Annotated in this window: 5 protein-coding genes and 1 pseudogene; 5 read left to right on the top strand and 1 reads right to left on the bottom strand. The window is 43.5% G+C overall.

All coding sequences use genetic code 11. The features are described from left to right. The first annotated feature begins 4 nt into the window (after window positions 1–4). Window positions 5–4,474 carry a translocation/assembly module TamB domain-containing protein gene (locus U0R10_RS08455; protein WP_377983532.1) on the top strand — a complete coding sequence of 1,490 codons (4,470 nt, stop codon included), beginning with the start codon at window positions 5–7 and terminating at the stop codon, window positions 4,472–4,474. 164 nt (window positions 4,475–4,638) lie between these two features. On the opposite strand, the gene U0R10_RS08450 is transcribed toward U0R10_RS08455, so the two are convergent. Continuing rightward, window positions 4,639–5,580, bottom strand: a complete 942-nt coding sequence (locus U0R10_RS08450) for a hypothetical protein (RefSeq protein WP_377983531.1) — start codon at window positions 5,578–5,580, stop codon at window positions 4,639–4,641. A 118-nt stretch (window positions 5,581–5,698) separates the two neighbouring features. Between U0R10_RS08450 and nadB the strand changes: the two genes are divergently transcribed. From nadB to U0R10_RS08430, 4 genes and pseudogenes are all read left to right on the top strand, one after another. Then, window positions 5,699–7,276 carry an L-aspartate oxidase gene (gene nadB, locus U0R10_RS08445; protein ID WP_377983530.1) on the top strand — a complete coding sequence of 526 codons (1,578 nt, stop codon included), beginning with the start codon at window positions 5,699–5,701 and terminating at the stop codon, window positions 7,274–7,276. A gap of 136 nt (window positions 7,277–7,412) precedes the next feature. Further along, window positions 7,413–8,135: a hypothetical protein gene (locus tag U0R10_RS08440; RefSeq protein ID WP_377983529.1), complete on the top strand. Its 723-nt coding sequence runs from the start codon at window positions 7,413–7,415 to the stop codon at window positions 8,133–8,135. A 10-nt stretch (window positions 8,136–8,145) separates the two neighbouring features. Beyond that, window positions 8,146–11,562 (top strand): beta strand repeat-containing protein, encoded by a 3,417-nt coding sequence (locus U0R10_RS08435; protein ID WP_377983528.1) that lies wholly within the window; start codon window positions 8,146–8,148, stop codon window positions 11,560–11,562. A 4-nt stretch (window positions 11,563–11,566) separates the two neighbouring features. Beyond that, a pseudogene (locus tag U0R10_RS08430) lies at window positions 11,567–12,666 on the top strand (hypothetical protein); the annotation flags it as partial.

Here is a 12,666-nt window from a genome sequence, read left to right as displayed (position 1 = left end):
AAACATGGTAAAATACCTAAAGATCCTCGCTAAAACGGTCCTCTATGGATTGTTGGGATTCTTTTTGCTCGTTTTCACATGCATTCTTCTCCTTCGTGCCCCGGCCAATCAAACCCTATTAGCTCAGTATTTTAGCCCTAAAATCGAGAAAGCCATCGGGTATCCGCTCACTTTGCAAGGTATTCAGATTAAGTTTTTTGATGAACTCAGCTTAAAAGGCCTGCGGGTGAAAGACCCTTGGGGCAAAGAAATGATCTACATTGAGAAGCTGGATATTAATTTTAGCATCTCTGATTTGTTTTTGCAGACAGGAAGGCCAACCATGGATTATGCCCGATTGTATCAACCTAGGGTACATTTAATTCTAGAAAAGAAGCAAGGAACGGTTAATTTAAATCATTTTATTGATCAAATTATTGCCTGGGTAAATCGAAATAGCACGGGTCCACAAACAGGTTCCAGCGTCTTTGTGATCAAAGAAGCAGAGGTAGTAGATGGGACCTTTATCTTGGATGATGAGCAAGTTGAAAACACAGCCACACCGCAGCATTTCGACCTTTCGCATTTTGAAATTGCACACATAAACTCCGTCGTTCATCAGTTTTATTCCAAAGGCGATACAATCGGTTTACAAACAATTGGATTTAACGCGATTGCCCCGCAGACTAATTTACGGATCAAGCGCTTGGATACCCAGTTCATGATTTCCGACAAGCAAATGCGGTTTGACCAGTTGGGCTTGCGCATCAATGACTCTTGGATTAGTGATCGCTTTGTGGTCAACTACAAGAAAATCGATGATTTAACGCAGTGGATTACGCGTGCCAACATGCAAGCTCGCTTGGTCAACTCCCGGTTGTCGAGTGACGATGTTAGCAAGTTTATTGAATCCATGACCCCATACAAAGGGATGTACCAGCTGAATGGCTTGTTGGCCGGCACCGTAGACAACCTCCATTTGCGTCAGTTCGCCCTTGGCTTTGGCCAAAAAAGTATCTTGCGTGGTGACTTTGATTTTGTGGGCTTACCCAATATTGATCGTACGCAGATGGACTTCAAGATGAAGCAATCGGTATTTGTTCCGGAGGATTTGGCAGTATTTATTTCAAAATCTGCAGCGGATAAAATGCGCATTTTGGGGGCGGTTTCGTTTGGAGGTAAATTCAAAGGTACCAATGTAGATTTTCAAACATCTGGGCAGTTAAATACCGGATTAGGGTATATGGAAGGTGATGTTCGGATGCATTTGAAAGATTCGATGGCACGCTCTGGATATGATGGTTTTGTCAAATTGCGCAAGTTTAAATTAGGTCAATTGTTAAGTCTAGAGGACTACGTAGGAACGATTGATTTAGAAGCGAAATTGAAAGGAACGGGCTTTTCAAACCAGTCGGCAAATGTCGATTTCGATGGCCAAATTTCGGAGATATTTTTCAATCGATATGGTTACAAACGCGTGTCCTTGAAAGGTAATTTGCAGAAGCAATTATTTAAGGGGACAGTGGCGGTGAAAGATTCACATTTAGTCGCTTCGATGACAGGCGAAATAAATTTGCGTCAAGCGAAGCCGAGGTATCAATTGGAGGGCGTTGTGGACCGTGCCGACTTATCCAATTTGCACCTAATTGCTGAGCCGATGCGTGTTAAGTCGCGCTTTGATTTGGATATGACCTTGCAGGATATCGATGATATTGATGGGCGTGCTGTGTTTCAGGATGTCTTATTGCAAGTACCCAAGAAGCCTGATTTAGCGATGGATTTGGTGACATTTTCGGCAGATACGCGGGGGGCTAAAAAGAAATATCAATTGCGTTCTCCGTTTGTTTCGGTCGAGATGGCGGGTGATTTTGTGCCAACAAAAATGCAAACGGAATTGGCCCAATTGTGGGATGAATACAAATTGTATTTTGCGAAAAATGAGGTTGAGCGGAATCGGTATTATGCCGCTAAAGTTCATGCCGTTGACCAGAAATATTCCGCGGATTTTACCGTAATCTGCCATCACATAGGTCCGTTAATGGAACGGTTTTTTCCGTCGGTCGACGTGGGTCGGAATACCGTATTTTCTGGAAATATAACCAAAGGGCGTAGTTTTTCGCTTAGTTTAGAAGCCTATCCGGATACCTTGGTTTTGGGCGGCTATAAATTTTATCAATCGGTATTTTCATTTCAGAGTTCTAAATTTCTGGGTGGACCAGAGGTGTCATCAAGCTTAATTTTTCAATCGCGTAAGCAGCAGTTAAACTTTTTAACGCCTACGGAGAATTTGAAATTAGACGCTTTGTGGGATCAGGATCGCATCAATTTTGGTTTAGATTTCAAACAGCAGGGCGAGGAAAATATGGCCCATTTTGGTGGGATATGGAAGTTTGAAAAAGACGGTCTGTCCTTGCGATTTAAGGATTCGTATGTCCGCATTTTGGGGCAAGATTGGTCGATTGACCCGGAGAACCGCGTGTACATTCAAGGGCAATCATTGAAGGCGGAACATGTCTTAATTTCCAATCAAAAACAATCTATTGCGCTACAAGGAAGTATCTCCACAGATTCGACTGAGGCCATTAAGTTACGCGTCCGCAAATTCCAATTAGGGACTTTGGGTCCATTGTTTGCGACGAAGGCGCAGGGGGTGATGAATGCGGAAATTAGCTTGCAGAATTGGTATCAAAATACACGTTTAGATTCGTGGTTATCGGTCGATTCCTTGCGATTGAATAAGTTTTATATGGGTAATTTTCAGGGGGTTGGGATGTATCAGGCGGACCAGCAACTCATGGATCTAAACTACCATTTAAACCGATTGGGCGAATCGGTATTGTCGGTGAGTGGCACCTATAAACCCTTTGGTGAAGAAGATAAACTCAATGTTCAGGTCGAATTGAACAAGACAAATTTGCAAATTTTGGAACCATTTACTACGGGCTTATTTTCGGGTTTATTGGGTGAAGCTTCCGGTAATTTACATGTGGGGGGAGGGATTACGGATCCTGTTTTTGCGGGTAAAATTGCCGTTCAGGGAGGAAGGACAACCTTTGATTATTTAAAGACGCAGCTTCTTTTTTCAGATACGGTGCAATTTCAATCGCGTCAAATCAAAGGGGTTAATTGGATGTTAAAGGATCCTGAAGGAAATACAGCGCGCTTAAATGCTACCTTAAATTTCCCGAAAGGCAAGCCATTTGAAATGAATTTGACAGCAGATTTGAATCGGTTTAAGTTGCTGAATACGGTAAAGGATTCGAAGTCTTATTATTACGGAACTGGATTTGCCTCTGGACCGATGCGTATTTCCGGTACCTTGGATGACTTATTGATTTATGCCAATTTAAAAAGTGAACGTGGTACGCGTTTATTTATTCCGTTGGATCGAGAAATGGAGGTCAAGGAAGAGGATAGTTATGAGCTGTTGAGTGAGTCTATTGAGGCAGAGCTGGCTACCAATCAAAAACGAACGACTGAGGTATTGAAGGATGATGGGATTACCATGGATTTAAATTTGAGTTTAACGCCGGAGGCTTATGGCGAGGTTCAGTTTGATCAAAAGAAGGGTGACATCATGCGGGTGTATGGGAATGGTGCGTTGAATATGACCTTGGATAAGAAGGGGGATTTTAGAATGAATGGGGATTATTCCATCGACCAAGGAGATTACACGTTTACCTTGCAAAATTTGATTAATAAGAAGTTTGCGATTCAGCGAGGCTCTAAGATTTCTTGGACGGGTGACCCGATGGAGGGCAATGTCAACATCAAAGCGGTGTATACCCAGTATGCTTCATTGTTTCCTATTTTACTTGATACGACAAACAAGAGTAATTTGCCTGAGTTTAAGCGTCGGTATCCCGTGGATGTCACGATTAATTTGAAGGATCGTTTACTATCTCCGTCTGTTTCATTTGATATTGGTGTTCGGGATTATCCCAAAGACGTGCATTTGAATGGTGCCGTGACCGCATTTACGAATCGTATCAAAACCGATGAGCAGGAATTGACACGGCAGGTGAGTAACGTCTTATTGTTTGGCCAACTGGTCTCTCCGTATGGTGGAACAGGTGTGGCGATTGGGAATTTGATGGGCAATGTAACGGAGATGTTGTCAAATCAATTGAGTGGTTTGGCTAATAAAATCAATAAAGATTTGAATGTGGATGTGTATTTGGGTGGGGGTTTATTGACCCAGGATATTTTATCCAACCTTCAGTTGCGCGCTTCCTATAATATGAATGATCGGCTACGAATCACGCGAAGTGGAGGATTTACGGATGCACGAAATCAAACAAGCCCATCGATTTTATTGGGTGATTGGGCCTTGGAGTGGTTCGTTAAACGGGATGGATCTTTACGTTTGAAAACGTATAATCGAAATGTGCAAACCTCCCTTGCGGGGTCTTTAAACTCCTATCAAATCAATCAAACAGTAGGGGCTAGTTTGCTCTTTTCTAAGAGCTTCTCGAAGTGGTGGTGGGAGAAATAAGAGAGGTAAGAAGTGAGAGGTGAGAAGTAAGAGGTAAGAAGTAAGAGGTGAGAGGGGAAATAAAAAAAGAGGTAAGAATTAAGAGTTTAATGCTTCATGCAAATGCTCTTACTTCTTACCTCTACCCTCTTACTTCTTACCTCTTACTTCTTACCTCTTACTTTTTATTTAACCTCAAACGCCCCTTTACCTACCACAAATCCTTCTGAAATCAATTCAACTTGATATTTGCCTGGTTTGTACGTAACACCTCCGCGTGGGTAGGTAACACTTACTTCTTGGTTGTCGTTTGTATACGTAATCACTTGCTTTGTCGTGAATGGCGTATCTTTTCCGTTCAAGCTGATTTTGCCAGAACCGATTGATTCATCTGAAAGTGTTGCTCCATCACCGTCCAATATGCGAACAAAAATAGTTTTGTTTTCCAATTTGGTGATTGGATTAGTAGCTAAAGAAAACATCACTTTTAACTTGTCAATTTTCTTTCCGTTTAAACGTGCGCGCTCAGTCTCTTTGCCTTTCGCGTTAACGGCAAGAACACGAATGTTCTGTGCTTTCAATGCCGCAGCGATACTTACCTTGCGAGCTAATTCTTTGTTCTTTGCAGCAACGTCTGAAAGGGTGTCTGCCAACGATTTGTTTTGGTTTTTCAACCCAGAATTCTCCGTATTCAATGTCGTATTTTGCGTCGTTAATACTTGGTTGTTTTCCGTTAGAATTCCATTTTGCTTTTTCAACTCAACGATTTCGCCGTCTTTTTGCGTTAACACCAAATTGTATTCTTTGATTTTTGATTCATACGATGCGATCGCCGCATGATTTGAGCTTTTTAAGGAAGCTTTGTCTTGCTCTAATTGAACTTTCAAAGCTTCTAAGTCAGCTACTTGACCACCTAAAGCTTTAATTTCAGCGATTTTGCTATCTAATTGAGTCGAGATCGAATCCAATTGTGTGCGTGTATTCGCTAATTCAGTTGCTTTTTCTTCGATTGTTGTTGCTTGCTCGTTCGATAATTGATTTGAACGAAAATATAATACACCTAGGACTGCCGTTAAAACTGCCAAGATGATGATAGCGATTTTCGATGAATTGTTATTTGATTCCATTGAGTTATAAATTGATTGTTAAGGGTTTACCGTTTATTTGTCGGCAAAAGTACAATAAATAATCTACATTTCATTTCTACGGCAGTTTTTGGTTACTTTGCAGAATTAATGAGCGCTTATGCCTACGTATGATTTTATAGTAATCGGTTCTGGAATTGCGGGTTTATCCTACACGGTAAAAGTCGCCCAGCATTTTGAGGATTTACAGATTCCCATTAAGATTGCGCTCATTACCAAAACCGTTGCAGAAGAAACAAATACCAAATATGCACAAGGCGGAATCGCTGCCGTTTGGGATTCCGAAGATTCATTTGATAAGCACATTCAAGATACCTTAGTCGCGGGTGATTTTGTTTCAGATCCCGAAGTTGTCGAAATGGTTGTTCGTGAAGCGCCCGAACGTCTCAAAGAATTAATCGCCTATGGGACGGCTTTTGACCGGAAATCGGATGGGACTTTTGATTTGGTGAAAGAAGGCGGACACTCGGATAAACGCATCTTGCATTATAAAGACTCCACAGGCAACGAAATTGAGCGCGCACTTTTAGCCAAGATTAAGTCCTTTACATCCGTTGATTTCTTTACCCATTATTTTGCTGTCGACTTAATTACTCAGCATCATTTAGGGGAGAAGGTAACCAAGGATACGCCAAACAAACAATGTTATGGTGTTTACGTGCTGAACAAAAAAACGAAGAAAGTAGAAACCTTTTTAGGGAAAACGACACTGTTAGCCACGGGAGGAATTGGTCAAGTGTATCAATCCACGACGAATCCCACAATTGCCACCGGAGATGGAATTGCCATGGCTTACCGCGCGAAAGGTTTTGTTCAAGGCATGGAATTTATTCAGTTTCATCCCACAGCCTTATACAATCCAGGTCACAAGCCTTCCTTTTTAATTTCGGAGGCCGTACGTGGTCATGGAGGAATCTTGAAGAATCAGGATGGTTCGACGTTCATGGAACGCTACGATGAGCGTCTATCCTTAGCGCCTCGCGATGTAGTCGCACGTGCGATTGATTCTGAAATGAAGATCAACGGAACGGATCATGTGTATTTAGATACGCGACATATTCCGAAAGAAGAAATACTCCAGCATTTCCCTATGATTTACGCCCATTGTCTACAAGAACTTGGGATTGATATGGCTACTGAAATGATCCCTGTGGTGCCGGCCCAGCATTATTTATGTGGAGGAATTATCGTCGATCATTATGGTCAAACCAACATTGAGAATTTATTCGCAGCTGGCGAATGTTCATATACCGGTTTGCATGGTGCGAACCGTCTTGCTTCTAATTCACTTTTGGAAGCCATCGTTTATGCGCACAATGCGTTTGAGAAATCAGTTAGTCAATACGGTACGCAGAACATTCCTGCAGGTATTCCAGACTGGAATGATGAAGGAACGCGGCACCCCGAAGAATTAGTTTTAGTGACCGAAATGGCACGTGAATTAGAATCCATTATGTCTAATTACGTAGGTATCGTTCGAACCGATCGCCGTTTGAAACGGGCCTATGACCGTTTGGAATTAATCTACCTCGAACATGAGGAATTGTACAAACAATCACGCATCACCGTTCCTTTGTGTGAATTGCGGAATATGATTAATGTGGCATATTTAATCATCAAACACGCGCGTGCACAACGGGCCAATAAAGGACTACATTATAATGTAGATTTGAAATAGTACGCTTTTTTTCAATTCCGTTTGATAATCCCCTGACTGATTGGTCGTTTAAATTTTCTATTAAGGATAAAAATGACTTAATTCGCGCTACGAAAATTAACTAGATTTAGTTTTCGAATACCTAGTTCTAAGATACATGATTAATCTATTCCTCAGGGGATGGACCATTTCCTGCGTTCGGCGTGTGGTGGTTCTCCTGCTGTTCTTCCCTATTTATTCCATTCAAGCTCAAGCTTGGAAGTGGACCATCGGTTCCAATATCACACAATATCAATTTAAGAATTCAGCAGGTAAGCCTGTTGACCTATTAAAACCGCAATCTGGTTTACATCTGGATATTGCCCATGAACATGTCTTAATTGACACCGTCCGTTTGATTTCAAAATTTTCAAAATCAGCCATTTACTTTAGTCAGCGTCCTAAAATATCCAAGTTTCTAAATCTGTTTCACTATGATTTGGGGCTGAATTACAATCAATTTAATGCGATTGGAGATGTCCAACAGATCGCCTTTTCTTACCAAACAGATTATGTGGGGGTATCAGCTGGTTTTGGGCCCAGAATTCCGTTGATCAAAGGCTGGTCTATTCAGGTAACCGGAAGGGTGATGGGGCAGTATTTGGTGGCGGGCCAACAGCTCGTTGATGCTCGGTATTTTGATCTTTTGTCGGAACCACAATTTAAAGGGCTTCGCCTATTTAGTGGTGTACAAGTTGAACTGAATAAACGCGTGAATGCACAAGTGAGCGCATTTGTACACGTTGCATCTTATCAAACTCATAATGCAAAAGTAACGCCAACGGGCACACTGGATATGGCGCCAATGACGCTTGCGATGGGAATTAGATTGCATCAATAAGCTAGATCCTATGTATAAAAATCTACTCATTTTATTCTTGGTGTTTACTTCTTGGGTGGCGTATGGCCAACAAAACGGCTTGAATTACCAAGCGGTCATATTGGACCCGAATCCGATTGAGATACCGGGTCAGGTGATTTCTGGTCAGCCATTGGCGAATGGAAATGTTTGGTTGCGATTTACGTTAGTTTCTAAGGAAGGAATCGATTATGAGGAAATTCATGCGGCAAAAACAGATGCTTTTGGCTTGGTTAATTTAGTCATTGGAAAAGGGATACCTGCTTGGAATATAGGCTCAAATGCAGTTTCTGGTGAATCAAAATACAAACAATTTGATTCCATCATTTGGGATGAGAACCTCAAAAAACTGAATGTAAGTGTGAATTTCAATGGGTCATCTACATTTACGGAAGTAAGTAATCAGCTCTTAACTTTTACGCCTTATGCGCTCTATGCGGCCTCGGTAGATTACAAAAATGTCCGCGATTCCCCCACGAAACTAAGTCAATTTTCAAATGATGTAGGATATCTCGTGCCCAAAGATTTAGATCCGCTCAAGCAGAGTGTGTTGGTCAATACCATTGCGATTCAGGAGAGTTCGGCTAAGATAGAGGCGAACCAACTAGCCAACAAAATTCGATTTATCGTGATCGATCAGTCAGTCAGTGATTTAAGCTTTCGACTAGATAGTGCCCAAACGCAACTGGTTGCTGTGAATGTATCGCTCAATTCGATACGTTCCACCTTGAGTGAGCAAGATGAGCGGATAAAAAATACAGCGAATGCGTCTTCTATTTTATCGAGCCAACTCGTCAATTTACAAAATCAGACAAGTCAGATGGCGAATAGTTTTGAGATGCTTTCGAATAAGTCGACGGCATTAGATTTAGGCAATTCGCGACCAAGTAATTCCTTATACCCTTCGCAGCTGGCCGTAAAATCCTATGTAGACAATGCCATGTCCAATGTCATTACGACAGGTACGCCGGATGCGACGACGCTGGCAACAGGAAAACTACAATTAGCAGGAGATTTGGCTGGTACGGCTACAAGTCCCACTGTGCCTGGATTGGCCTTAAAAGAAAATTTGACTAATAAATCGACGGATGTATTAGCCGACGGGGCGAGTCATCAAAAATATCCTTCTGTGAGAGCCGTGAAGGAGTATGTGGACATTGCAACTACAGGAATTGCTTTTCAAGCGGCATTAGATGCCAAGGCAAATTTAAATTCACCGGTTTTCACGGGTTCACCCGTTTTGCCTGGAGCGACGACATCGACCACACAAACAGCGGGTAATAATTCCACGGCATTGGCTACGACTGCATTTGTCCAAGCTGCCATGGTCAACGCGAATGTGGTGGATGCGGATGCTTCGACAAAGGGTAAAGTGCAATTGGCCGGAGATCTTGGAGGTAGCGCAGCATCTCCTGTGGTTGCTCGTTTGCAAGGAGCGACTTTAAGTTCATCTGCACCGACTACAGGACAAGTATTAAAGTATAATGGAACGGCTTGGGTTCCGGATGCGGTGGTTTTGGCAGAGGCGCAAACTTTATCTTTAACTGGAACAACGGTTACGCTATCTGGCACAAATAGTTCAGTTACTTTGCCGGCGGTGGGAGATGCAACGACTACTGCAACGGGCAAAATCCAATTAGCTGGAGATTTAGGTGGCATCGCTACAGCGCCTTCTGTGGTTCGGATTCAAGGAATACCAGTTTCCAATACTACGCCTACGGTGGGTCAAGTATTGAAATATGATGGTACGAATTATGTACCCAATAGTTCCATTTTGGCGGAAACGCAGGTCTTGAGTTTAGCAGGAAGCACTTTGAGTATTTCAGGAACAAGTAGCTCGGTGGTATTGCCGAGCGCGACAAATTCTAGTTCTGGTTTGGTTCAATTAGCAGGAGATTTAGGTGGCGTCGCTACGGCCCCTTCTGTGGTTCGGATTCAAGGAATACCCGTTTCAGCTACAGCACCCACGGTGGGTCAAGTATTGAAATATGATGGTACGAATTATGTACCCAATAATTCGGTCTTAACAGAATCCCAAACATTAGGATTGTCGGGATCGACCTTGACAATCTCTGGTACGGGGAGTTCAGTGGTGTTACCTACGGCGGTCGACGCAACATCGTCAACCAATGGAATGGTGCGATTGGCGGGTGATTTGGGAGGTACAGCATCTTCGCCTTTGGTGGCCAAATTACAAGGAAGGACCTTGAGCTCGACAGCACCTACTAATGGACAAGTATTGAAATTTGATGGAACGTCTTGGATCCCTGCGACAAGCGTATTGACAGAAACCCAAACATTATCATTAGCAGGTTCGACCTTAACCATTTCAGGTACGAGTAGTTCGGTGGTATTACCTGTCGCGTCGGATGCGACTACAACGACGAATGGTTCAGTGCGATTAGCAGGTGATTTGGGGGGAACGGGCACCACAGCTGCAGCTCCGGTGATTTCAGATAATGCGGTAAGCACAATTAAACTCGCCAATGGAGCCGTAACAGATGCTAAATTTTCAGGTATTTTATCTGTCGCCAAAGGAGGAACGGGCGCTTCCACGCAAAATTTTGTTGACTTAAGCACTGCTCAAACAGTGGCTGGGGCTAAGTCATTTTCAAATGATTTGACTATAGGGGCATCAAAAATGACCGTGGCTTCGTCTACAGGAAATACGGTGATTGCGGGAACATTGACTGCAGGAGGTATTTTGTATCCAAATACGAATGGAACTTCTGGATATGTACTCACTTCCAACGGTAGTGGTACAGCCACGTGGGCTTCTGTGCCTGTTTCGGCACTCACGGGTACGATTTCCGTAGCCAATGGGGGTACCGGGTCAACCACCAAAAACTTTGTGGATTTGACAACGAATCAAATCATCGCCGGTGATAAGTCCTTTACGGGAACGACGGCAACGTATGATTTGAATGGAACTAATGGATTTTTTGCGAGTTCGTTGGGGACCAATGGTCCCACATCGTTAGGGTCTACCTTAATTGTCAATGGGAATTTAACACTAAATGGGACGGCCAATGCCGTGGGTAATATTAGTTCAGGTACCTGGAATGGAGCAACGGTGGCCGTTGGACGTGGTGGTACGGGAACCACGAGTATGACGGGTCTTGTAAAAGGCAATGGCACCGCGGCATACAGTGCAGCCATATTAAATACGGATTACAGTTTGGTCCGATTTGTTTCTGATGAGTACGTCATTGTTTCCGCCGGCCAAACAGCTTTTACGCTGACCCAAATTCCCAACATAAATTCCACTATTCGTATTTACATCAATGGGGTCCGTATTTCAAAAACGGCTATTTCGAGTAGTGGGACAACGGCGACGTATAACCCGGCCAATAATGGTGCGGCAAGTTTGATTGTCAATGATCGGGTTCAAATAGACTATTATTATTAAGCGCATGCGTTCGTTTCAATTGCTTTTTGCGCTCTTTCGGAAGCCTGTTTTCAGGATGACTAGCTTGCTGTGGCTTTTGGTTTTTGTAGCGCAGGCACAGCACAGTAATGTGGTTATTTCTACCGCTGCGAATGCAAACGGTTCTTGGTCCTTAGCAGGTAATACCTACACATTCACCCCTACCGCGGATAATGCTGTGATTAATAATGTGACAATTCAAAATTACTTAGTGAATTATTCGGTTGAGATTAAGTCGGCAAGGGTGGGCGGTACGCAGGTGGGGAGTGTGGTATTTGATGCTGGGGTGAGCATGACGACTGGTCAGAACACGAATACGTTGAAGGGTTTGACTGTTACGAGTGGAGGAGAGGTTCAGTTCAATTCGGGGTTAACGATGCGTTTATCGACGAGTTACGTTAGTTATGTGGGGTATGATTTGACGGTGAATGCGGGAGGTAGTGTACGCATAGGAGGGGTATTGGATGTGGGGAGTTGGGATAATAATAGCATCAGGAATCCTGGCCGCTCGGGCAATGTGCGTATGGTAGTGGGGGGCGATTTGGTATTGAGTGGCAGTGGTCAGGTATTGAGTAAGGGCTGGCGTAATGTGGTTGTTTCTAGTGATTATAATGGTGGAGTTGGCGGCTCACAGAGTTATGTGGTGAGTGGGGGGATTGAGATGGCTGTGGGAAGTGTGCTCAATAGTGTAGGCGGCAATTCGGATCGTGGGGGTAATTATTATACGGTTGCAGGATCTGGAGGTAGCATTAGTTTGAGTGGTGTGAATGGGGTGTTGTTACGGGGGAGTATTCAAAGTGGCGGAGGTAGTGGATATGTTGGCGGCTCTGGCGGTATTTTGAGTGTGAGTAGCAGTGGGAGTTATGTGGATTATGGTGGGGTATTGAGTAGTGCTGGGGGTGATGGAGCTGGAGCGGGCTACACGGCTGGCAATGGGGGTAATATTAGTATAAGTGGCTTTGGGGGCTTGAGTTTACGTTCGGATGTGAATGCGGGAGCGGGATCTATTGGGATAGGGACTGGAGGTAATATTAGTTTGAGTGATGGCAATGGAGTATTGACTACGGGTGGCGGGGTGAATGATGG

Source organism: Aquirufa avitistagni, assembly GCF_042715545.1.
In the GTDB taxonomy this organism is placed as follows: domain Bacteria; phylum Bacteroidota; class Bacteroidia; order Cytophagales; family Spirosomataceae; genus Aquirufa; species Aquirufa avitistagni.
The sequence above is the reverse complement of the archived record's forward strand: the minus strand, read 5'-3'. Positions and strand labels throughout refer to the sequence as shown.

Bases quoted from the DNA above. Each gene is read 5' to 3' on its own strand.
- U0R10_RS08440 (WP_377983529.1), top strand. From the start codon at position 7,413: ATGATTAATCTATTCCTCAGGGGATGGACCATTTCCTGCGTTCGGCGT.
- U0R10_RS08455 (WP_377983532.1), top strand. From the start codon at position 5: ATGGTAAAATACCTAAAGATCCTCGCTAAAACGGTCCTCTATGGATTG.
- U0R10_RS08435 (WP_377983528.1), top strand. From the start codon at position 8,146: ATGTATAAAAATCTACTCATTTTATTCTTGGTGTTTACTTCTTGGGTG.
- nadB (WP_377983530.1), top strand. From the start codon at position 5,699: ATGCCTACGTATGATTTTATAGTAATCGGTTCTGGAATTGCGGGTTTA.
- U0R10_RS08450 (WP_377983531.1), bottom strand. From the start codon at position 5,580: ATGGAATCAAATAACAATTCATCGAAAATCGCTATCATCATCTTGGCA.